The sequence below is a fragment of the Sphingomonas oligoaromativorans genome (genome assembly GCF_011762195.1).
Classification (GTDB): Bacteria; Pseudomonadota; Alphaproteobacteria; order Sphingomonadales; family Sphingomonadaceae; genus Solisphingomonas; species Solisphingomonas oligoaromativorans.
On record NZ_JAASQK010000014.1, the window covers coordinates 1 to 21,199 of the forward strand.

19 protein-coding genes are annotated in these 21,199 nt (G+C 68.4%); 11 read left to right on the forward strand and 8 right to left on the reverse strand.

Translation table 11 applies throughout. The features are described 5' to 3' along the window. Nucleotides 1-584: 584 nt before the first annotated feature. The 3 genes from FHS98_RS17705 to FHS98_RS17715 all read left to right on the forward strand — a co-directional run bounded on the left by FHS98_RS17705 (nt 585) and on the right by FHS98_RS17715 (nt 1,349). A complete protein-coding gene (locus FHS98_RS17705) occupies nt 585-731 on the forward strand; it encodes a hypothetical protein (RefSeq protein ID WP_167108443.1) in 147 nt (48 codons plus the stop codon). A 26-nt stretch (nt 732-757) separates the two neighbouring features. Continuing rightward, a complete protein-coding gene (locus FHS98_RS17710) occupies nt 758-958 on the forward strand; it encodes a hypothetical protein (protein ID WP_341786100.1) in 201 nt (66 codons plus the stop codon). A 103-nt stretch (nt 959-1,061) separates the two neighbouring features. Then, nucleotides 1,062-1,349 carry a DUF1488 family protein gene (locus FHS98_RS17715; protein WP_167108449.1) on the forward strand — a complete coding sequence of 96 codons (288 nt, stop codon included), beginning with the start codon at nt 1,062-1,064 and terminating at the stop codon, nt 1,347-1,349. 8 nt (nt 1,350-1,357) lie between these two features. Here the strand turns inward: FHS98_RS17715 and FHS98_RS19020 are convergent, their stop codons facing one another. Together FHS98_RS19020 and FHS98_RS17720 are read right to left on the reverse strand one after the other, a co-directional pair. Beyond that, nucleotides 1,358-1,483, reverse strand: coding sequence for a hypothetical protein (locus FHS98_RS19020; RefSeq protein ID WP_279588281.1), 126 nt, complete (start codon nt 1,481-1,483; stop codon nt 1,358-1,360). A 145-nt stretch (nt 1,484-1,628) separates the two neighbouring features. Then, nucleotides 1,629-2,084 carry a MarR family transcriptional regulator gene (locus tag FHS98_RS17720; RefSeq protein ID WP_167108452.1) on the reverse strand — a complete coding sequence of 152 codons (456 nt, stop codon included), beginning with the start codon at nt 2,082-2,084 and terminating at the stop codon, nt 1,629-1,631. Between the two features lie 95 nt (nt 2,085-2,179). Between FHS98_RS17720 and FHS98_RS17725 the strand changes: the two genes are divergently transcribed. Genes FHS98_RS17725 through FHS98_RS17735 form a run of 3 tightly spaced genes read left to right on the forward strand, consistent with a single transcriptional unit; the run spans nt 2,180 to nt 6,308 of the window. After that, nucleotides 2,180-3,316, forward strand: coding sequence for an HlyD family secretion protein (locus FHS98_RS17725; RefSeq protein ID WP_167108455.1), 1,137 nt, complete (start codon nt 2,180-2,182; stop codon nt 3,314-3,316). Next, nucleotides 3,313-4,872: an MDR family MFS transporter gene (locus FHS98_RS17730; protein ID WP_167108458.1), complete on the forward strand. Its 1,560-nt coding sequence runs from the start codon at nt 3,313-3,315 to the stop codon at nt 4,870-4,872. The genes FHS98_RS17725 and FHS98_RS17730 overlap by 4 nt, the downstream gene beginning before the upstream one ends. 8 nt (nt 4,873-4,880) lie before the next feature. Continuing rightward, on the forward strand, nt 4,881-6,308 hold the full coding sequence (locus FHS98_RS17735) for an efflux transporter outer membrane subunit (RefSeq protein WP_167108461.1): 1,428 nt from the start codon (nt 4,881-4,883) through the stop codon (nt 6,306-6,308). Between the two features lie 28 nt (nt 6,309-6,336). On the opposite strand, the gene FHS98_RS17740 is transcribed toward FHS98_RS17735, so the two are convergent. Next, on the reverse strand, nt 6,337-7,398 hold the full coding sequence (locus FHS98_RS17740; protein ID WP_167108464.1) for a Leu/Phe/Val dehydrogenase: 1,062 nt from the start codon (nt 7,396-7,398) through the stop codon (nt 6,337-6,339). 127 nt (nt 7,399-7,525) lie between these two features. Between FHS98_RS17740 and FHS98_RS17745 the strand changes: the two genes are divergently transcribed. After that, entirely contained in the window at nt 7,526-7,990 is a 465-nt protein-coding gene (locus FHS98_RS17745; protein WP_167108467.1) for an Lrp/AsnC family transcriptional regulator, read from the forward strand. 9 nt (nt 7,991-7,999) lie between these two features. Here the strand turns inward: FHS98_RS17745 and FHS98_RS17750 are convergent, their stop codons facing one another. Together FHS98_RS17750 and FHS98_RS19115 are read right to left on the reverse strand one after the other, a co-directional pair. Beyond that, the gene (locus FHS98_RS17750; RefSeq protein ID WP_167108470.1) at nt 8,000-10,033 is read right to left on the reverse strand and encodes an elongation factor G; all 2,034 of its coding nucleotides are present in this window, start codon (nt 10,031-10,033) and stop codon (nt 8,000-8,002) included. 129 nt (nt 10,034-10,162) lie between these two features. After that, nucleotides 10,163-10,366, reverse strand: coding sequence for a heavy-metal-associated domain-containing protein (locus tag FHS98_RS19115; protein ID WP_341786101.1), 204 nt, complete (start codon nt 10,364-10,366; stop codon nt 10,163-10,165). A 151-nt stretch (nt 10,367-10,517) separates the two neighbouring features. Between FHS98_RS19115 and FHS98_RS17760 the strand changes: the two genes are divergently transcribed. Next, nucleotides 10,518-12,794 carry a heavy metal translocating P-type ATPase gene (locus FHS98_RS17760; RefSeq protein ID WP_208402367.1) on the forward strand — a complete coding sequence of 759 codons (2,277 nt, stop codon included), beginning with the start codon at nt 10,518-10,520 and terminating at the stop codon, nt 12,792-12,794. Continuing rightward, nucleotides 12,791-13,240: a Cu(I)-responsive transcriptional regulator gene (gene cueR / locus FHS98_RS17765; RefSeq protein ID WP_167108475.1), complete on the forward strand. Its 450-nt coding sequence runs from the start codon at nt 12,791-12,793 to the stop codon at nt 13,238-13,240. The genes FHS98_RS17760 and cueR overlap by 4 nt, the downstream gene beginning before the upstream one ends. On the opposite strand, the gene FHS98_RS17770 is transcribed toward cueR, so the two are convergent. The 3 genes from FHS98_RS17770 to FHS98_RS17780 all read right to left on the reverse strand — a co-directional run bounded on the left by FHS98_RS17770 (nt 13,237) and on the right by FHS98_RS17780 (nt 19,513). Then, nucleotides 13,237-13,398: a hypothetical protein gene (locus FHS98_RS17770; protein WP_167108478.1), complete on the reverse strand. Its 162-nt coding sequence runs from the start codon at nt 13,396-13,398 to the stop codon at nt 13,237-13,239. The two genes, cueR and FHS98_RS17770, sit on opposite strands and share 4 nt — an antisense overlap. A gap of 93 nt (nt 13,399-13,491) precedes the next feature. Further along, the gene (locus tag FHS98_RS17775; protein ID WP_425057363.1) at nt 13,492-16,431 is read right to left on the reverse strand and encodes a TonB-dependent receptor domain-containing protein; all 2,940 of its coding nucleotides are present in this window, start codon (nt 16,429-16,431) and stop codon (nt 13,492-13,494) included. An 88-nt stretch (nt 16,432-16,519) separates the two neighbouring features. Continuing rightward, nucleotides 16,520-19,513 (reverse strand): glycosyl hydrolase family 28-related protein, encoded by a 2,994-nt coding sequence (locus tag FHS98_RS17780; RefSeq protein WP_167108484.1) that lies wholly within the window; start codon nt 19,511-19,513, stop codon nt 16,520-16,522. 241 nt (nt 19,514-19,754) lie between these two features. Here FHS98_RS17780 and FHS98_RS17785 point away from each other — a divergent pair, with 241 nt between their 5' ends. Both FHS98_RS17785 and FHS98_RS17790 read left to right on the forward strand, forming a co-directional pair. Further along, nucleotides 19,755-20,303 (forward strand): gluconokinase, encoded by a 549-nt coding sequence (locus FHS98_RS17785; RefSeq protein WP_167108487.1) that lies wholly within the window; start codon nt 19,755-19,757, stop codon nt 20,301-20,303. A 32-nt stretch (nt 20,304-20,335) separates the two neighbouring features. Next, nucleotides 20,336-21,193, forward strand: a complete 858-nt coding sequence (locus tag FHS98_RS17790) for an alpha/beta hydrolase (protein ID WP_167108490.1) — start codon at nt 20,336-20,338, stop codon at nt 21,191-21,193. The last annotated feature ends 6 nt before the right edge of the window (nt 21,194-21,199 follow it).

Genomic DNA, 21,199 nt, shown 5'->3' on the forward strand with positions numbered 1-21,199 from the left:
TGAGCCAGAATCAAACTCTCATGTTCATGTCCATCACCACCGCAACGGGAAAACGTCACGGCAATAACAGCATCTCCAGGAGCCGTTCCTGCACATATCTGCATAAAGCATATACGAGACAGTGAACGACTTAAGCTTTACCGATCACATTGCGCCTAGAGGCCACAACAGACCGGAGCCGCCGCCCACATGTCCCTTCATCCAACCAACAATGAGAAAGACCGATACTTTTCTCATCCCCGGATTTGACCTCGGGGGATCGTTCAAAACGATCTCAAAAAGTTCGTCCGAATGCGCCTCGGCGCATCCGATCTTGCAGCTCGGGTCATTCCGCTAAACCACTGTAGTGGTTCGAAATTTCCCCGCTGGAACCGGCCGTTGAAGGCGTCGTCCGCTGCGGTGAGAGGCCCTCTATAGGCACTCCCGAGGGTCGTCAACGATTCGAATGAAGTTTTTTCGACAATCCGCAATTCGCTCCTCCCGCAGGCCGCAGCGAAGCCTCCTTCGGCCGCGCTCCGGGCGGAAGGCGCCATTCCGTGATACCCCGCCCCGCGCTATGAACCGGCATCCATGGAGGAACACGCATGACGAAACGGACTGTCGCCACGATCGGCCTGCTGCTGGCGAGCCTGCTCGCCACGGCCTGCAACACGGTGAAGGGAGCCGGCGAGGATGCCAAGTCGGTCGGCCGGGTGTTCTCGGACCATCCGAACGGCAACGCCAACAAGTGACCGCCGGCGAATTGCGCAACCTGCTGGTGACCGCGCTCGCAGGCGCCCTCGGCGGTGGGCGCGCGCGCTGGCGCAGGGCGGTCGCCGACATCAAGGTCTACCCCGTCGAGACACACCCGCATTGCAACTGGGAGGTGCGGGCCGCCGGCAGCGCGCGCGAGATCGCCGAGGTCGAGCGGGCGGTGGACCGGCTCCGCGCCGATCATCCCTTCGTTGGGCTGGGCTGAGCCCCCTTCCCTGTCCCACATAGGGGCATGACGCCCCCGCCATGCCTTGCGACGCGGGACGGGCGGGCGCAGCCTTTCCCCTCGGCAGATCCGGGGGGACGCCTTGAACCAGACGGGCATTCACTTCCAGCCGGGCGGCGCCCGCTGGGTCCATGAACGCAACGGCATCGTCTTCCGCGGCATGGCGGACGGGAAAGCCGTGGACTTCCTCATCACCAGCGAGGCGCTGGCCCAGCTCTCGAAAGGGCGGGCCGGGCATCTGGGCCGGGAGGATGCGCTCCGCGTCTTCCAGACCTTCGAAGCGGACATCCATCGGATGGCCGGACGGGAATTTTCCCGGCGCAGCGGCTCCACGCCGATGCTGTTCGGGTGGCGGGACGTCCGCGACTGACCCGCGCGTCAGATCATGAAGAGACTGAAACCCATCAGCAGGACCAGCGTCACGCTCGCAAAGACGAAGAGCGCCAGCACCGCATCATTCGGCACGGCCGTCTCATGCACCGCGCCATCTTCCGCTTCACCCATAAAGGCCCCCATCCCCGTTCGAGGCCCTCTCCCCCCCGGAGAGCCGCGAACATGGGACCGGGCGTGCGCCGGCCTCCTTACCGGGGAGTGAATCGACGCGGGCCGGGACGGCGGGACTCGACCAATGTCGGCATCCCTGTGGAAATCAGGCCTCGGCGTCGAGTTCCAGCAGCCGCGCGTTGAGCTTGTCGATCAGCGTCACGAGCTGATCGCGCTCCTCCATCGTCAGCACGCCGAGCGTATCGACGATGAAGCATTGCCGTTCCGGCTCGGAAGCGCGAACGGCGACCTTTCCCGCTTCGGTAATCGAAATGCGCTTGGCGCGACGATCGTCCGGGTCGGGATCGCGGCGGACTAGGCCATCCCGTTCCAGCCCGTCGATTCCTTCCGTCACCGTGCGCGGCGCCTGGCCCAGCGCGGCGGCGATGTCGATGGATCGGATCGGCCCCATCCGGTCGATCATGATGAGCAGCTTGTGGCGCGCGAAGGACGTGCCCTGTGCCGTCATCCGCCGCTCGATCACGCGATGCGCGCGCAGATAATAGTCCCGCAGCGCATTGGCGGTCCGTTCGCAGTCGGTCAGGATATCTTGAGGTTCCACAATAAGAGGGCTTGCCATATCTCCGGCTTTTGGGCAAGTCCCACGCTGAGAAACGTCGTCCCCGACCTGTGCCCAAAGGGAAAAGAGCCGAATCCATGGCCGATCAAACCGAATCGCAGACCGCCAACGGCAAGCGCGCCAAGCGCATCAGCCCCGGCACGAAGCGCATCCTGCTGATCGCCGTGGGGGTGCTTGCGGTGCTGATCCTGCTGTGGCTGGTCCATTATGAGACCCGCGGCAAATATGTGGAGGGCACCGACGATGCCTATATCCGCGCCGATGCGGTAACGGTGAGCCCGAAGATCTCTGGCTATGTCGAGCAGGTGTTCGTCGCCGACAACCAGGACGTGAAGGCGGGCACCCCGCTCGTCCGCATCGATCCGCGCGACTATAAGGCGGCGACCGCGCAGTATCAGGCGCAGATCGATGTCGCGCGGGCCAATGCCGACAATGTCCGCGCCGGCATCCGCGAGCAGGAGGCCGCGATCTCCGAAGCGCAAGCGCAGCTCGCCAAATCGCAGGCCGACGCGCAATATGCCGCCGGCGAGGTCGCCCGCTACACCCCGCTCGCGGCCAGCGGCGCCGAGACGCGCGAGAAGCTGACGACGCTGCGCAATCAGGCGACGCAGGCCGCCAACACCGTCGCCGCGCAGAAGGCTTCGCTGGAAAGCGCGCAGCGCCGCATCGGTTCGCTTCAGGCGCAGATCCGCCAGGCCGAGGCGCAGGGCGAGGCGGCGCAGGCCCAGCTCGCCGCCGCCGACGTCAATCTCGGCTCGACCGTCATCAAGGCGAGCGTGGACGGCCGCGTCGGCGACAAGAGCGTGCGCGTCGGCCAGTTCGTGCAGTCGGGCACGCGGCTGATGTCGGTGGTGCCGCTGTCCAGGATCTACATCATCGCGAACTTCAAGGAGACGCAGGTCGGCCTGATGCGCCCCGGCCAGCCCGCCCGCATCGAGGTGGACGCGCTGCCCGGCGTGGACCTGAAGGGCCATGTCGACAGCGTCTCGCCCGGCACCGGCGCGGAATTCTCGCTGCTGCCGCCGCAGAACGCCACCGGCAACTTCACCAAGATCGTGCAGCGCGTGCCGATCCGCATCGCGATCGATGCCGGCCCGGATGCGCGCAAGGTGCTGGTGCCCGGCCTGTCGGTGACGGTGAACGTCGATACCTATTCCGCCAAGGGCGAGATCGGCCGGATCAAGGATCAGGAGCGGAGCCGCGGCGGCCGATGAGCGACGCCCCCGCCCCTTCCGCCCCGGCGCCGGTCGAGAATGCCGATGCCGCCGCCTGGCTGGCGGTGGCGGCGGGCACGCTCGGCGCGCTGATGGCGACGCTCGACATCTCGATCGTCAACTCCTCGCTGCCCACCATTCAGGGCGAGATCGGCGCCAGCGGCACCGAGGGGACGTGGATCTCCACCGCCTATCTGGTCGCCGAGATCATCATCATCCCGATTTCGGGCTGGCTGGAGCGGCTGTTCGGCCTGCGCACGCTGCTGCTGATCGTGGCGAGCCTGTTCGTCGGCTTCTCGATGATGTGCGGCTTCTCGACGACGCTCGGCATGATGATCGTCGGCCGCGTGGGGCAAGGCTTCACCGGCGGCGCGCTGATCCCGACGGCGATGACGATCATCGCCACCCGCCTCCCTCGCCATCAGCAGGCGATCGGCAATTCGATGTTCGGCGCGACCGCCATCCTCGGCCCCGTGCTCGGCCCCGTGCTGGGCGGCTGGCTGACCGAGAATGTGAGCTGGCATTATGCCTTCTTCATCAACCTGCCGGTCGGCGCGGCGCTCATCACGCTGCTGCTCGTCGCCATGCCGCACCAGAAGCCCCGCTTCGAGCTGCTGCGTGAGGCGGACTGGCTGGGCATCCTCGGCCTCGCCATGGGGCTGGGCGGGCTCACCGTCGTGCTGGAGGAGGGCGAGCGCGAGCAATGGTTCTCCTCGCCCGAGATCCGCACGCTGGCGATCGTCTCGGCGGTGGGCTTCATCTTCCTGTTCGCGGGGCAGGTGCTCGCCAGCAAGCCGGTGATCCGCCTCAAGCTGCTGCTCGACCGGCAGTTCGGCGCGGTGGTGGTGATGGTGACCACCGTCGGCATGGTGATCTACGGCACCTCCTACGTCATCCCGCAGTTCCTCGCGACGATCTCCGGCTACAACTCGCTGCAGGCGGGCGAGATCGTGCTGCTGTCGGGCGTGCCGATGATGCTGATGATGCCGTTCACGCCGTGGATGGTGCAGAATATCGACATCCGCCTCTCGGTCGGCTTCGGGCTGCTGCTGCTCGCGGTGAGCGCCTATATGGAGACGGACCTCACCTCGCTCTCCACCGGCACCGCTTTCGTGGATTCGCAGCTCCTGCGCGGCGTCGGCACGGTGTGCGCGATGATGTTCCTCAACCAGGCGGCGATCCGCTCCGTCTCGGCGGAGCAGGCGGCGGATGCGTCGGGCCTCTACAACACGGCGCGCAACCTCGGCGGCTCGCTGGCGCTGGCCGGCATCGCGGTGATCCAGGATCAGCGCATCTGGCTGCACAGCCGCCGGATCGAGGAATCGATCCCCGCCAATTCCGTGTTCGTGCAGGATTACATGGCCGGGCAGGCGCAGAGCCTCGGCAGGCAGGCGGCGGCCTTCCGCTCGCTCGGCAACATCATCTCCTCGCAGGCGCTGACGATGACCTACGCCGATCTGTTCTGGATCCTCACCGTCGGCATCGCCTGCGTCATTCCGCTCGTCCTCTTCCTGCGGCCGCTTCCCAAACATGCGAAGCCGGTCGCCGCCCATTGAGAAGCACCATGCGCCCGATCGCCCCGACCCTCGCCCTGCTCGGCCTGCTCGCCGGATGCACCGTCGGCCCCAACTATGCCGGGCCGCCCAGGTCCGCCGCGCAGACGGCCGCCTTCGCCCGCGCCGGAGACGCCGCCACCGCCACCGCGCCCGTCGCGCGCTGGTGGGAGGCGCTGGGCGATCCGGTGCTGAACGATCTCGTCGCCCGCACCCTTGCCGCCAACCCCAACGTCGCGGCGGCGCAGGCCCATCTGCGGCAGGCGCGCGCGTCGCTGCGGGTCGAGCGGGCGGGCGAGCTGCCCAAGATCAGCGGCACCGGCTCCTATGCCCATGCCCATCTGCCGGGCGTCGATTTCGGCAATTCGGACGGCGGCGATTCCGGCAGCGGCGGATCGACCGATCTCGACGTCTACAATATCGGCTTCGACGCGAGCTGGGAGGTCGATATCTTCGGCGGCCAGCGCCGCGCCATCCAGGCCGCGCGCGCCACGGCGGAGGTGGCCGAGGCCAATCTCGCCGACACGCAGGTGAGCCTCTCGGCCGAGGTGGTGCAGGCCTATGTGAACCTGCGCGACCGGCAGCGGCGGATCGACCTCGGCAACAACTCGATCGCGATGCAGGAGCAGATGCTCGGGCTGACGCGCCAGCGGCTGGAGCGCGGCACCGCCTCGCAGCTCGACGTGACGCGGCTGGAGAACCAGCTCGACAATTCGCGCGCCGAGATCACCCCGCTCCACGCCGAGGCCGAGGCCTATCTCGACGAGCTGGCGACGCTCGCCGGGCAGGCCCCCGGCGCGCTCGACGCCGCGCTGACGCCGGTGAAGCCGCTTCCCCTGCCCCCCGCGCAGGTGGCGGTGGGCGATCCCGCCGCCCTCCTCCAGCGCCGGCCCGATATCCGCGCCGCCGAGCGCACGCTCGCCGCCGACACCGCCAAAATCGGGCAGGCCGAGGCCGCGCGCTTCCCCAAGGTGAGCTTCATGGGCCTCATCGGGGTCGGCGGGTCGGATATCTCGGATCTCACCAAGCTCGACGATTTCGTGGCGCTGGTGGCGCCGCAGATCAGTTGGGATTTCCTCGATTTCGGGCGCAACGCCGCCAAGGTCCGTCAGGCCGAAGGCGTCCGCGACGAAGCCGAGGCCAAATATCGGGCCGCCGTGCTGGCGGCGCTGCGCGATACGGAGGATTCGCTCTCCCGCTTCCGCTATGGCCGCATCACCGTCGCCACCCGCGCCCGCGCCAAGGCGGAAGCCGACCTCGCGCTCCAGCTCTCCGAGCAGCGCTATCGCGCCGGCACCACCACGCTGATCGACCTGCTCGACGCTCGCCGCCAGCAGATCGCCGCCGAGCAGAACCTCTCGATCGCGGAAGCCGGCCTCACCGGCGATTTCGTGGCGATCCAGAAGGCGCTCGGCCTCGGCTGGGCACCGCCCGCCTGAACGATTCAGGCGGGCGGCGCGCGCCGGATCAGGCCGCGTCGCGCTCCAGCGCCGGGCCGCCCGCGACGATGCCGCGGGCGAGCTGATCGGCGGCGAGGTTGGTCGGCAGGCCCTCCGCCGCGGCGAGATCGAGCACGCGGCCGAGCCGCTCGCCCGTCGCCTCGACGCGGGCCACCGCATCGGCCGTGGACCAGCCCAGATATTCCGCCGCGACGTTGATGATGCCGCCGCCGTTCACGACATAGTCCGGCGCGTAGAGCACGCCCTTGTCGGCCAGCCGCGCGCCATCCTCGGCCGTGGCGAGCTGGTTGTTGGCGGCGCCGCAGACGACCTTCGCCTTGAGCGAGCCGATCGTCTCCGCCGAGAGGATCGCCCCCAGCGCGCAGGGGGCCAGCACATCCGCCTCCACCGACAGAATCTCGCCGACCGGCACCGCCCGCGCGCCCGTCGCCGCGACGACGCGCGCCACCGAAGCGCCCGCGACATCGGCCACCACCAGCTTCGCGCCCGCCGCGTGCAGCATCATCGCCAGCGCCTCGCCGACATGGCCGACGCCCTGCACCGCCACGGTCACATCCTGGAGCGCGCGGCCGAGATGCCGCTCCACCGCGACCTGCATCGACAGGAAGGTGCCCCGCGCCGTCCAGGGCGAGGGATCGCCGCCGGGGCGGCCATCCTGCGGCGGAAGCCCGGCGACATGACGCGTCGCCTCCGCCACCGCGCGCATGTCCTCCACCGACGTGCCGACATCCTCGGCGGTGACGTAGGCGCCCTTCAGCTCCTCCACCGCCGCGCCGAAGGCCTTGAAGAAACGCTGCCGGTCGAACGCGCCTTCCGGCCGCCGCAGCACCGACTTGCCGCCGCCGAGCGGCAGGCCCGCCAGGGCGTTCTTGTAGGTCATGCCCTCGGCGAGGCGGAAAGCGTCCGCCGCCATCGCGTCGGCCGAGTCATAGCTCCAGACACGGCAGCCGCCCGCCGCCGGCCCGAGCGCGGTCGAGTGGAGCACGATGATGCCCTCGAGCCCCGCCGCCTCGTCGCGCACCAGATGCGCCTGCCCGGCCGAGGCCCACTCGCTCACGCTCAAAACCATGCAACTGCTCCCTTGGATCAAACTCACCTGAATATCGGCCGTTTCGGGAGAATTTTCTCACCTCATTCGTGAAATATGCGATAGGATGGGGATAGATTTTCCTGACACTGCCACCTTTCAGGTTTTTATGTCTGCCGACCTCGATGATTTCGAACTCAAGATCCTGCGCGAGCTGCAACGCGACGCGAGCCAGACCACGGCCGAGATCGCGGAGAAGGTGGGGCTGTCGCCCTCCCCCTGCTGGCGGCGGATCGATCGGCTGGAGCGCGAGGGCTATATCAGCGCGCGCGTGGCGATCGTGGACCGGCGCAAGGTCGGCCTCAACGCGCACATCTTCGCGCAGGTGAAGCTCAACGCGCATGGCCGCGCCAATCTGGACGAGTTCGGCAAGACGATCCGCGCCTTCCCGGAGGTGCTCGACGCCTATGTGCTGATGGGCACGATGGACTTCATGCTGCGCATCGTCGCGCGCGATATCGAAGCCTATGAGCGTTTCTTCTTCGACAAGCTCAGCCAGCTTCCCGGCGTGCAGGAAATCAACTCGACGGTCGCCCTGTCGGAGATCAAGTCGACGGTGGCCCTGCCGATCTGACGCGCCGATCTAGGCCATCGTCGCACGCTGCTTGATGACCTCGCCGGTGAGCTTGGAGGACAGCTCCGCGAACCGTTCGAAGCGCGCCTCATATTGCCCCATGCCCTGCGTCAGCGAGCGGAGTTCGGCCTCCAGTCCGTGCAGCTCCGCCTCGGGGATCAGCGCCTCGATCATGTCCCAGTGGGACCAGCCGTCCTTGCCCGCCATCCCCAGCATCTGCCCGCGCCGGCTCGCCACCGCCGAGCCCACCCGCGAGGTGGCGCTGCCCGGCGCGCTGATCGTCACATGGTCGACCGGTTCGAGCAGATAGGGCGCGGCGGCGGCCAGCCCCTCGCTCATCGCCATCCGCCCCGCCGTGCGGAAGGCCAGTTCCGAACTGTCGACGCTGTGGAAGCTGCCGTCGACCAGCGCCACCGCCACGTCCACCACCGGAAAGCCGAGCGGGCCGGCCGTCATGGCGTCGCGCACGCCCTGCTCGACGGCGGGAATCCATTGCCGGGGGATGGCGCCCCCGGTGATCCTGTCCTCGAAGCGGAAGCCCTCGCCCCGCTCCAGCGGCCGGATCTCGATCATCACATCCCCGAACTGGCCGTGGCCGCCCGACTGCTTCTTGTGCCGGCCGCGCTGGCTGACCGGCTTGCGGATCGATTCCCGATAGGCGACGCCCGGCCGGTGCGACGAGACGGTCACGCCATAGCGGCGTTGCAGCCGGTCGAGCGTCACCGCCAGATGCTCGTCGTTGATCGCGTGGAGCAACGTCTCGCGCGAGCCTTCGTCATGGCTCCAGCGCAGACCCGCATCCTCCTCGGCCAGCCGGTTGAGCGCGACCGACAGGCGCACCTCGTCCTTCTGGTCCTTCGCGGCGATGGCGAGCGCGCAATTGGCGATCACCGGCTCCGCATCGGGACAGCCCGCCCCGGCACAGCGGCCGCCGACGCCGGCGACCTCGCCCGCGATCAGGCCTTCCGCCTTGGCGATGCCGGCGATATCCCCGGCCTCGATCGCGCTCACCTTGGTGGTGCCCGCCCCCTGCATCGTGAAGAGCGCGCCCGCCCGCGTCGCCGGCCCGTCCGGGCGGATCAGCTCGGCCCCTTCGATCAGGCGCCCGCCGAACATCCGCGCGATCGCCAGTCGCCCGATCGTGCTGCCGTAGGAGACCTTGAGCACCCGAAGCCCCGCCCCCTCGATCCCGAGCCGCGCGGCGGTGGCGGCGGCCTGCGGGGTGTCGTGGCGCAGCATCTTGAGCAGGCGGCGGATGCCGAAATCGTTGAGCGCCGAGCCGAACAGCACCGGCACCACCAGGCCATCGCCCGTCTCGCGGCTGAGATCGCCGAACAGGGTCTCCAGGCTGGGCGTCTCGTCGGCGATAAGCTGTTCGAGCAGTGCATCGTCATGGTCGGCGAGCTGTTCGAGCATATGGAAGCGCGCGGCCTCCTCCTCGCCGCGCAGGCCGTCGGCGAGCGCGACCTGTCGCGACGGCTGGCCCTGCTCGTAATGATAGGCGCGCTCCAGCGCGAGATCGACGAAGCCGGTGACGTGCCCGCCCTCGCGGATCGGCAACTGGCGCGCGACCAGCGCGGCGCCGCTCATCGGCTGAAGCGCTTCGAGCAGATCGGGGATGCCGCCGCGCGCCTGATCGATCTTGTTGACGAAAAGGGCATGGGGCACGCCCATCGCCTCCAGCCGGCGCAGGATCGGTTCGACCAGCGGCGCGCGCGCCGGATCGGGATCGATCACGACCAGCGCGAGGTCGGCCGCCGGGATCGCGCTCGCCGCGTCCGCCGCGAAGCCCGGCGATCCGGGCGTGTCGAGCAGGGCGAAAGGGCTGTCGAGATAGGTGAACCGCATCAGGTTCATCTCGGTGGAGCCGCCTCGGGCGCGGGCCTCGGGGCTCGCATCGCCGACGCAGTTGCCGTCGCTCACCGCGCCGGGTCGCTGCACCGCGCCCGCTGCATAGAGGAACGCCTCCGCGAGGCTGGTCTTTCCCGCGCCCGCGGGTCCGACGAGGGCCACGACCCTCGGGGCGCAACCGTTGCCTTCCATGATCGCTCTCCCGGTCTTCCCATCGAAACTGTCTGGCAGATCACGAGTCGCGAGAGTCCGCGCATGTCGACCGGATGGCAAGCCCGGCCGTGCATCGCGGCCGGGGCCAAAGGTTTTACGCTTTCCGGGTCAGGCGGCGATCGCCTCGCTCTCATAGCCCGCCGAGCGGATGGCGGTGGCGATGGCATCGGCGTCCCGCCCCGTCTCGATCGCGAGCGTGCGGTTGGCGAGATCGAAGTTCGCCACCATCCCCGGATCGGCCGCCTTCAACGCCTTTTCGATGGCGGCGGTGCAATGGCCGCAGCTCATGTCCGGGACTCTGTAGTGCTGCACGAGAATGCTCCTTGTCGTCGGGAGCCTCGAAAATGGGGCTTCCCACCGTGGGAAGGTCAAGGCCCCCCAAAAATTCACAGGCCGATGCTTGACCTTCCCAACATGGGAAGCCCCATCTGGTGCAGCGGTGAAGGACGATGGGATCAGATCGATGGGTTCGAGCACTGCAAGCGCCAGCCTGCACATCGAGGGCATGACCTGCGCCTCCTGCGTCGGGCGCGTCGAGCGGGCGATCCGCGCCGTGCCGGGCGTGGCGGAGGCTTCGGTCAACCTCGCCACCGAACGGGCCAATGTTCGCTTCGACAGGGATGCCGGGCCGCTCGCCGTGATCGATGCGATCCGGGATGCGGGCTATACGGCCCGGCCCCTGCTCCCCGACGACGACAGCTCCGATCGCGAGGCGGAGGCGCGCGAGCGGGAGTTCGCCGGCCTGCGCCGCTCGCTGATCGCCGCCGCGCTGCTCACCCTGCCGGTCTTCCTGATCGCGATGGCGCCGGGGCTGGGGCATCATCCGCCGATCGAGTTCGCGCTGGCGACGCTGGTGCTGTTCGGGCCGGGCCTGCGCTTCTATCGCAAGGGCATCCCCGCCCTGCTGCGCCGCGCGCCCGACATGAACTCGCTGGTCGTGCTGGGGACGGCGGCGGCGTGGGGCTATTCGGTCGTCGCGACCTTCCTGCCGCGCGCGCTGCCGGCGGGCACGGCGCATCTCTATTACGAGGCCTCGTCGGTCATCGTCACGCTGATCCTGCTCGGCCGCATGCTGGAGGCGCGCGCCAGGGGGCGGACATCGCAGGCGATCCGGCGGCTGGTCGGCCTGCGCCCCAAGACCGCGCGCGTGCTGCGCGACGGCGAGGCGCGCGACGTGCCGCTGGACGAGGTGACGCCGGGCGATCTGGTGCAGGTGCGCCCCGGCGAGCGCGTGCCCGTCGACGGCGTGGTGGTGGAGGGCAACTCGCTGGTCGACGAGGCGATGATCTCGGGCGAGCCGCTTCCCCTCCGCAAGGGGCCGGGCGCCGAAGTGACCGGCGGCACGATCAACAGGACCGGCAGCTTCACCGCCCGCGTCAGCCGCACCGGCGCGGACACGCTGCTCGCGCAGATCATCCGCATGGTCGAGCAGGCGCAGGGCTCCAAGCTGCCGATCCAGGCGCTGGTCGACAAGGTGACGGCGTGGTTCGTGCCGGCGGTGATGGCCGCCGCCCTCGCCACCTTCGCGCTCTGGATGGCGCTGGGGCCGCGCCCGGCGCTCGGCTTCGCGCTGGTCAACGCAGTGGCGGTGCTCATCATCGCCTGCCCCTGCGCGATGGGGCTGGCGACGCCGACCTCGATCATGGTCGGCACCGGCCGCGCCGCCGAATGGGGCCTGCTGTTCCGCAAGGACGAGGCGTTGCAGGCGCTGCGCGACGTGAGCGTGGTGGCGCTCGACAAGACGGGGACGCTCACCGCCGGCCAGCCGGAACTGACCGATCTGGTCGCCGCCGAGGGCTTCGACGCCGGCGAGGTGCTGGCGCTGGTCGCGGCGGTGGAGGCGCGGTCCGAACATCCGATCGCCGCCGCCATCGTCGAGGCGGCGGATGCCAGAGGCCTCGCTTATGGCCGGGTGAGCGGGTTCGAGGCGCTGCCCGGCCATGGCGTCACCGCGATGGTCGACGGCCGCGGGGTCGCGATCGGCGCGGATCGGCTGATGGCGCGGCACGGGCTGGACCTCGCCCCCTTTGCCGAAACCGCCGCCCGGCTCGGGGAGGAAGGCAAGAGCCCGCTCTATGCCGCGATCGACGGCCGGCTGGCCGCGATCATCGCGGTCGCCGATCCGATCAGGGAGACGAGCCCCCAGGCCATCGCCGCGCTCCACGCGCTGGGCCTCAAGGTGGCGATCATCACCGGCGACAACCGCCGCACCGCCGAGGCGATCGCCCGCGCGCTCGGCATCGACGAGGTGGTGGCCGAGGTGCTGCCCGCCGGCAAGGTGGAGGCGCTCCGCGCGCTGCGTGGGCAGGGCCGCCGCATCGCCTTCGTCGGCGACGGCATCAACGACGCGCCCGCGCTCGCGGAGGCGGATGTCGGCATCGCGATCGGCACCGGCACGGATATCGCCATCGAGAGCGCGGACGTGATCCTGATGTCCGGCGACGTGCGCGGCGTGCCCAACGCGATCGGGCTCAGCCGGGCGACGATCCGCAACATCCGCCAGAACCTGTTCTGGGCCTTCGCCTATAATGTGCTGCTGATCCCGGTGGCGGCGGGCGCGCTCTATCCGGTGTCGGGGACATTGCTCTCGCCGATGCTCGCGGCGGGCGCGATGGCGATGTCCAGCCTCTTCGTGCTGGGCAATGCGCTGAGGCTGCGGCGGGCCGCCCCGACGCTGGCCTTGCGGGCCGCCCCGCCCCCGCCGATATCGAGCCAACCCGGATACAGGATCGCCAGATGAACATCGGACAGGCCGCGAAGGCCAGCGGCGTCTCCGCCAAGATGATCCGCTATTATGAGTCGATCGGCCTCGTGCCCGCCGCCGCCCGCACCGAGGCCGGCTATCGCTCCTATGGCGAGCGCGAGGTCCACACGCTGCGCTTCATCCGCCGCGCGCGCGATCTCGGCTTCTCGGCCGACCAGATGACCGAGCTGGTCGCGCTGTGGAGCGATCGGGGCCGCGCCAGCGCCGATGTGAAGGCGATCGCGCTCCGCCATGTCGCGGAACTGGATCGCAAGGCGCAGGAGCTTCGGGAGATGAGCGAGACGCTGAAGCATCTGGCGGCGACCTGCCATGGCGATGGCCGGCCGGATTGCCCGATCATCGAATCCCTCGCCGGCGAAGGCGTGCCCGATGCCGCGCCGCGCGCGCCGCGCGGCTTCGATCGGATCAGGACGCTCCGCTAGAGCGGCCGGGTCACGCGGAGGCTGCGCCGGTTCTGCGCCAGCCTGCGAAGCCGGGCGCGGATCGCGACGGGGCTCTCGACGTCGGCGCTGGTGAGCGCGGGGATGCTGTGGTGCGGCGGCATGTCCTTGCCTTGCCGGAAGGCGCGGAGGCTCGCCAATGAAGCCTGTCACTCGCTGAAATCGGCGCGGCCGATCTTTCGCGGACAGGCGACGGGCCGCCCCCGGCTGGCGGGGACGGCCCGTCGTTTCGATCAGAAGTTGTAACGCACGCCGACGCGGAACATGCGGCCCAGCACGTCATAGAGCTGCGGGTTGATGTCCACGCCGGTGTTGGTCTGCGGCGAGGGGGTGGGGTCGCGGTTGAACAGATTGTCGACCTTGAAATAGACCTGCCACAGCTTGGTGACGTTGTAGGAACCGCCAACGTCGAAATAGAAGGCGCCCTTCATCTTGTTATAATCGATGGTCGGGTTGTTGTTGGTCGATACCGGGCAATTCCCGGCGCCACAGACGATATACTGGTTTCCGAACACGCCGTCGCTGAACCAGCGCTGGGTGAGCGTGATGCTGAACTTGTCGGTATCGTAGCTCTCGACCCCCAGCAGCTTCCACTTCGGCGTCGCGCCGCTGTTCACGCCCGCCTGCTGGATCGGGATCGCGCCCGGCAGGCCGTTGTTGGTGATGTAGTTGCGCACGTTGGTCGCCAGACCGCGGATCGCCAGATTGCCGTCGAGGCCCAGCGGCCGCTCCCACCGATAGCTCGCCTCGATGTCGAAGCCGTCGGTGAAGATCGAGGCGAGGTTGAACGGCTGGACGTTGACGAAATTGCCCGTGTTGTCCGGCGAATCCAGGAAGAAGGAGCCGCAGAGCTGGGTCACGCCGGCATGGCAGTAGTTGATCTGGTCCTGCGCCGAGAGCGACGAGATCGCGCCCTTGATCTTGATCCGGTAATAATCGAACGAGAAGCTGAAACCGGGCAGCCAGTGCGGCCGCGACAGGGTGAAGCCCGCCTCGGTGTTGCGCGCGATTTCCGGCTTCAGGTTCGGATTGCCGACCGTGTTCTGCGACACGTTGACCGAACGGTTGTTGAACGGATCGAACACGTTGGGCACGTTGACCGAGATCGGCGCCGCGAACAGCTCGGACAGGTTGGGCGCGCGCACGTCGCGCGATGTCACGGCGCGCAGGCGGACGCCGTCCAGCGGCGTATCCCAGGTGCCGCCGATCTTCCATGTATAGACGGTGCCGGAGGTGCTGTAGTCCGTCCAGCGGCCGGCCATGTTGAGGTTGGCCTTGCCGATCGTGTGCGAATCGAACAGCGGCACGTTCAGTTCGAGGAAGGCTTCCTTGACGTCATAGGAGCCGCGGCCGTCATGATAATTGCCGGCATACCAGTTGCCGCCGGCGCTGTTCAGCAGCGGATCGGCGGGATAATCGGCGTCATAGGCATTGTCGTCGGTGACGCCGTTGCCATAGACGTCGCCGCTCACCTTGTAATGCTCACGCCGATATTCGGCGCCCAGCGCGACCGAGAGCGGCCCCGCCCAGAGCGACACGGGCTGGCCGTTGAGGCTGATGCTGGCCGCGTCCTGCGTCTGGCGCGTGTGCTGGAACGGGCCATTGCCCGGCTGGATATAGGCAAGCTGCTCGGCGGTGAGCGGGGCGCCGCCGATGATGTTGATCGGCACGCAGCCATTGGCCCGCGCCACCGGGTCCGCGCACACGATCTGGCCGTTGAGGTTGATCGCCTGGATCGCCGCGTTGTAGCGCGGCACCAGCGTCATGTTCTGCACGCGGATGTCGGTGACGTTCTCGCCATGCTCGTAATAGGCGTCGTAGCTCCAGTCGCTGCCGAGCGCGGTGAACTTGCCGTCCGCCCCGCCGACGAAGCGATACTGGGTGCGCTCGGGGCTCACCTTGATGTTGGGCAGGATCGCGTTGCTCACGCCATATTGGAACTGGGTGATCCCGTCCGCCGCACATGCGTCCTGAATCGCCGTCGGCACATAGGGATTGGCGCATTGCAGCGTGATGCCCGATCGCGCCATGCCCGGATTGGGCTGGTTCGACGTCCGCACCCGCGCGACGTTGACGGTGGCGTAGATCTCGTTCTGGGGCGCGATGTCGAAGCCGATCCGGCCATAGCCGTTGAGACGCTGGAGCCGCGACTGGAGCGAGGTGCCGATGCCGACATTGCCCGACAGATCGCCGCCCTGGCAGAAATTGTAGCAGCCCGTCACCGTGCCGGCCGCATTCTTCGCCGGCACGCCGTTCGAGCCATACTGATAGGCGAAGGGATTGCCGTTATAATCGAAGGCCGTGCCCTGAAGCGGGCCGGCGGTAATCAGGCCATATTTGCCATATTGATAGGCCTGCGCGTGCTCGCGGTAGAGATATTGCGGCGAGCCGTCGTTGGTGACGCCACGGTTGAAGAGGGTGGCCGTCGTGTACCAGTCGCGTCCGCCCGGCGCCTCCTCGCCGAAGCCGCCGGCCGGCACGCCATTCTCATGGTCATATTCACCGCTCACCTCGACATGCAGGCGATCGTCGAGGAAGCTCTTTCCGGCCGCCACCTGGGCGAGATACTGGCCATCGTCGCCATAGGTGGTCACGCCGCTCTGGACGTTGGCCTTGAAGCCCTCGAAATGCTTGTCGGTGACGAAGTTGACGACGCCGCCCACCGCGTCCGAGCCCCAGGAGGCCGAGGCACCGCCCGTCACCACGTCGACGCGCTTGATGAGGAGCTGGGGCATCAGGCTGATGTCCGGCACGCCGGTGACGTTCGCGCCGACGATACGCTGGCCGTCGAGCAGCGTCAGCGTGCGGATCGTGCCGAGGCCGCGCAGCGAGAAGGAGCTGAGGCCCTGCGTGCCGCTCGACGTGCTGTTGGTGCCCGTCGTGACGCCGGTGGAGCCCTGCAACGAGGGCAGCTCGGCGATGGTGTTGAAGATGTTGGGCTGGGCCTGCTTGGCGATGTCCGCCGTGCCGAGCACCTGCGTCGGCGTCGGCGCGGTAAAGCCGCTGGCGGTGATGCGCGAGCCCGTCACGATGATCTGCTGCGGCGGGGCCGCTTCGTCCTGCGGCTGGGCGGTGCTGGCGATCGAGGGCGCGGGGGCCGGCGCGCTGGTATCCTGCGCATAGGCCGGGGCCACCAGCGCGAAGCCCGCGATGGTCGCGCCCGCCAGCAGCATCGCCCGGCGCTTCAGGCCGGGGGCCGGAGCGAGCGGCGTCGTTTCATGCCTGGTCATATATCCTCCCTTTTGTTTTGCTGTTCGTCGATCAGGGCTTGGCCGCGTACAAAGCGCGGTGCGTGAGAATGAAGAGCGTGCGGCCGTCCGCGCCGCCGAACAGGATCTGGATGGGTCGTTCGGGCACCATGATCCGGCCCAGTTCCTTGCCGTCGGCCGCGTAGACGAAGACCTCGCCGTTCAGCACATAGACGCGGCCGTCGGGGCCTTGCGCGACACCCTCGCCGCCCCGGTTCGCGAAGGGCTTGAGATCGGTGAGCTGCCCGGCCGCGCCGACAAGCGCGCTGTAGGTGCGGTCTTCCGAGCCGTTGACCACGAAGACACGCTTGCCGGGTTCGCCGGTGACGAAGCCATAGCTGTCCAGCGTGTCCGACCAGCGCCAGCCGAGATGGTTGGCCGGTCCCTGCGTCAGCACCCGATAAGCAGGCAGCGCGAGGCTGCCGTCCGGCGAGACATATTCGCGCGTCTTGGGCGTGCCGGCATCGCGGACATACATCTCGTGGAGCGTGGTGAAACGCATCGTCTTCGGATCGAGCTGATCCCTGAACTCGCCGTTCACCCAGGTGTTGACCGGAAGCGCGATGCCGGCCCCCGGATGCTGGCTCACCGGCGTCGGCTGGATCAGCGTGATCGGATCGGTGGTGCCCGGCTTGAAGCTGTAGACCGTCGCCTCGGGGCCGTCCGAGGACAGCACCATCAGGTTGCCGGACTTGTCGAAGGCGAGGTTGACCGGATCGAGCGGCGCATCCCGCTCGATCGAGAGCCCTTCCTTCTCGCTCCAGCCATAGATGCGCTGGAAGCGATGATCGACGAAATAGAGCTTGCCGGATGCGTCCACCGCCGCGCCGGAGATCGAGTAGAAGCCGTCCTCCAGCTTCTGAACCGGCGCGAGCGAGGCCGATGCCGCCGCCACCGGATCGGCCGGCACGTCGAAGCTGGCGAACTCGCGCTGGCGCACCGCCAGCTTGTGGGTCATGTCGAGGATGGCGTTCTCGAACGGGAACTTGCTCGCGCGCAGATAGGTGGCGCACCCGGCCGCATCGCAGGTGGCGAAGCCGCTCTCGGCGTTCACATGCACGTTGCGGAAACGGATGTCGGACGAATTGAACAACCGCACCGCCGCCAGCGCGGGCTTGATCGTCCGGGTGACACGATAGCCATGATAGTTGGCGAACAGGATGTTGCGCGAGTTGCGCACCTCCAGCGACACCGTGTCGACGCCGTCGCGCACCTCCTGCTCGGTCTGGGGGGCGAGGAACTCCCAATTCTCCACGCCGTCCAGCACGATCTCGTTGCGGACGTGATGCTCGTTGGAAAGCTCGTAGACATGGCCCGGCGTCTTCGTGTCGGTGACGACGAACCCGGCCTGCGCGAAGGTGTTGGGCGACCAGATATCGGCGAAGGTGCCGCCGCCGCCATCGGTCACCCAGATGCTCGGATGCTGCCCGTCCCAGCGATAGCCGGGCTTCGACATGTCGAGATGCCTGCCGTCGGCCATCAAAGTGCCGCCGCCGCCCTGAATCTTGACGTCATCGACGAGCGAACTTTCGCCCGCGCGCCAGATCAGCGCGCTCGCCCGCGGGTTCACCCCGCCGGTGAACAGGCCAAGGCCCGTGACGATGTTGGTGCCGCCCTGCGGCGCCTCGACCAGCGCCCTGGCCGCGCCGACGCCCGCATAAGCAGGGGCGTTGTCCGGCAGCACGATCTGGGTGCGGCTCGGGTGGAGGCCGATCAGCACCGTATCCGGCTTCAGCCTGAGCGTGTCGGAGACGACATAATGCCCCATCGGGAAATAGAGCACGCGATGGCCGGCGATCGCCTGCTGGATCGCGGCCGTGTCGTCGGTCGATCCGTCGCCTCTGGCGCCCAAGTCCCTGACGCTGGTCCATTCCGAGATGGGAGGCAGGTCGCGGATCGCGGGCGTCCGGGCTGCCGGAAGCGAGGAAAGCGGCTCCGCCTCCATCTTGGTCGCGAACTGGCCGGCATCGCCGAAGCCCACAAGCTTCAGGCCATAGTCGAACGCCTTGACCCGATAAGCGCCGCCCTGCCCAGCCACCGTCTTGCCGCTGTCCCGGAAGCGCGCAAAGGTCGGCGTCCTGCTCGCCAGCGCGTTCTCGAAGCCGATCTGGGTATAGGCGTTGCCCTCGTTCGAGATCACGACACCCGCCTTGGCGACATTCTCGAAGCGGACGTCCTTGCCCCACAGCCAGTCGCCATAACCCTGATCGATGTCGATCCCGATCGGGGTGTTTGCGATGCGGACATTGACCAGGGTCAGCCCCGCCTCATGCTCGCGGATCGCCGCCTCGCGCTGGCCGTCGAACGAGCTGTCGATCAGCGTGAACTGCCACGCAGGCGAGGTCTTCTCGGTCAGGATGCCGTAGCGGCCGCCATGGAAATGCACGTCCTCCATGACGTTGCCGACCTGATACGCGCCCGCGAGGCCCGATCCGATCCGCATGTCGACATGCCGCAGGAAGCCATGCTGCGCGACGCGGAAGCGCACGCCCGTCGCCGCCGGATTGCCCGCGCCGATCTCGATGTCGACATTGCTGAGCGCCGAATAGAAGGTGCTCGACGTCGCATCCTGGATCTTGCGGTCGAACGGCACGCTGGTCGTCGGCGGGAAGGCGACGGTGCCGATCTGATACTGATCCTCGCCGGTGAAGCTCAGCATCGTCTTCACGCCGGTGGCGAAGCCGGGGGTGCGATCGCCAAGGACGATCACCGGCCGCGTCGCGCCCACGCCGAACACGCGCACCGCCGAGCGGATGAAGACGGTCCGCGTGATGCGGTAGCGCCCCGACGGCAGGAAGACGATGCCGCCCTTGCCCTTTGCGAAGGCGGTGTCGATCGCCTGCTGGATCGCGGCGGTATCGTCGGCCTTGCCGTCGCCCACGCCGTGGACCGTCACGGCACCGCCATCCGCCGGCGCCACGGGCAGCGCGGACGGCACGGCCAGCGCCGCCGTCATGGGAGCGATAACAGCACCGAGAGCAGCAGCCGCCATCCAACGCGATTTCATGCGATCCCCGCTTGTTGTTCCAGAAACTACAGGCGGATGGGCCGATGCGTCGCCGCATGCCTCCCGCATAGAATTTGATGGGGCCTAATCGCTCTTCACGGGTGAAACAGCCGCGACCAAGGTCGTAATTGGCAAGCGTGTCGAATCCGCTTGATAACGTTGTCGGTTTTCCCCGACTGGCGGCCTGGCGAAAGCTGGGCCGCATTTTTTCAGGGTCTTAGCGAACACAAAGGGAAGAGACGTGCAGACGCAATCCGACACGGCCGGTTTCGGGCCGAGGGCGATCATCGTCATGGGCGTCAGCGGCAGTGGCAAGTCGACGCTCGGAGCGGAGCTGGCGCGCGCGCTGGGCTGCCGCTTCCTGGAGGGCGATTCGTTCCACGACGCAGCCGCCGTCGCCAAGATGCGCGCCGGCATCCCCCTCGACGACGCCGATCGCTGGCCATGGCTGGACCGGCTCGGCGCCGGCATCCGCGAGGCGGTGCTGGCGGACGGGCTGGCGGTGGCGGCCTGCTCGGCGCTCAAGCACAGCTATCGCGCGCGCCTGGCCGCGGCGGTGGGCGTGCCGGCCGCCTTCATCCTGCCCGAGACGAGCCGGGAGGAGCTGGTCCACCGGATGAACAACCGGCCGGGCCATTACATGCCGGCGAGCCTGCTCGACAGCCAGCTCGCCACGCTGGAGCAGCCGGAGGCGGAGGAACCCGTCCTCGTGCTCGACGGCGCGCGCCCGCTCGATCAACTGCGCGAGGCCAGCCTCGACTGGCTGCGCCGGGCCGACACGCCACGCTGACCTTCCCAAGCCATCCGACAGGGAGCCCGCCCATGACCTTCCGCCGTCCCCTCCTCGCCCTTCTGCTGGCCTGTGCGGGGCCGGTCCATGCGGCGCCGGCGCCCGAGGACGCCGCCATCCCGATCTGGCCCCACGGCGCGCCCGGATCGGAGCGCCACGCCGGCGAGGCGGAGCGGCTGGAGGGCGGCGCCTATGTCCACAACGTCCACAACCCCTCGCTGACCGTCTTCCGCGCCGATCCGAAGCACGCCAACGGCGCGGCGATCATCGTCGTCCCCGGCGGCGGGCACCGGATGCTCGTCTTCCAGAACGAGGGCGTGGTGCCGGCCAAGGCGCTCAACCGCTACGGCGTCACCAGCTTCGTGCTGAAATACCGGCTCGCGCGTGAGCCGGGCTCCACCTACACGATCGAGGGCGACGCCGCCGCCGATGCCCGCCGCGCGATCCGCTGGGTGCGCGCGCACGCCGCCGACTATGGCGTCGATCCGCACCGCATCGGCATCATGGGCTTTTCGGCGGGCGGCGAGCTGGTGTCGCTGGTGGCGGACAACCCCGCGCCCGCCACCGACGCCATCGACCGCGAGAGCGCGCGGCCCGACTTTCAGGTGCTGATCTATCCGGGGCCGCTCGGCACGCCGGGCAAGGCCGTGGCCGGGGCGCCGCCCGCCTTCATCGCGGCGGGCTCGATCGACCCATGCTGCGCGACGCCCGCGCTCGCGCTCTACGACCAGCTCCGCCATGCGGGCGTGTCGGCGGAGCTGCACATGTTCGCGGACACCGACCATGGCTTCAACCTCGCGATGCACTCCGAGCGCATCTCGATCCAGCACTGGCCCGATCGGCTCGACGACTGGCTGAGCGACGAGGGTTTTCTGATCCCTCGGCGCTAGCCGGTG

Excerpts from the sequence above, each read along its gene's own strand:
- FHS98_RS17705 (WP_167108443.1), top strand. The coding sequence starts at position 585 with ATGACGAAACGGACTGTCGCCACGATCGGCCTGCTGCTGGCGAGCCTG.
- FHS98_RS19020 (WP_279588281.1), bottom strand. The coding sequence starts at position 1,483 with ATGGGTGAAGCGGAAGATGGCGCGGTGCATGAGACGGCCGTGCCGAAT.
- FHS98_RS17725 (WP_167108455.1), top strand. The coding sequence starts at position 2,180 with ATGGCCGATCAAACCGAATCGCAGACCGCCAACGGCAAGCGCGCCAAG.
- FHS98_RS17730 (WP_167108458.1), top strand. The coding sequence starts at position 3,313 with ATGAGCGACGCCCCCGCCCCTTCCGCCCCGGCGCCGGTCGAGAATGCC.
- FHS98_RS17735 (WP_167108461.1), top strand. The coding sequence starts at position 4,881 with ATGCGCCCGATCGCCCCGACCCTCGCCCTGCTCGGCCTGCTCGCCGGA.
- FHS98_RS17740 (WP_167108464.1), bottom strand. The coding sequence starts at position 7,398 with ATGGTTTTGAGCGTGAGCGAGTGGGCCTCGGCCGGGCAGGCGCATCTG.
- FHS98_RS17745 (WP_167108467.1), top strand. The coding sequence starts at position 7,526 with ATGTCTGCCGACCTCGATGATTTCGAACTCAAGATCCTGCGCGAGCTG.
- FHS98_RS17750 (WP_167108470.1), bottom strand. The coding sequence starts at position 10,033 with ATGGAAGGCAACGGTTGCGCCCCGAGGGTCGTGGCCCTCGTCGGACCC.
- FHS98_RS17760 (WP_208402367.1), top strand. The coding sequence starts at position 10,518 with ATGGGTTCGAGCACTGCAAGCGCCAGCCTGCACATCGAGGGCATGACC.
- cueR (WP_167108475.1), top strand. The coding sequence starts at position 12,791 with ATGAACATCGGACAGGCCGCGAAGGCCAGCGGCGTCTCCGCCAAGATG.
- FHS98_RS17775 (WP_425057363.1), bottom strand. The coding sequence starts at position 16,431 with ATGCTGCTGGCGGGCGCGACCATCGCGGGCTTCGCGCTGGTGGCCCCG.
- FHS98_RS17780 (WP_167108484.1), bottom strand. The coding sequence starts at position 19,513 with ATGAAATCGCGTTGGATGGCGGCTGCTGCTCTCGGTGCTGTTATCGCT.
- FHS98_RS17790 (WP_167108490.1), top strand. The coding sequence starts at position 20,336 with ATGACCTTCCGCCGTCCCCTCCTCGCCCTTCTGCTGGCCTGTGCGGGG.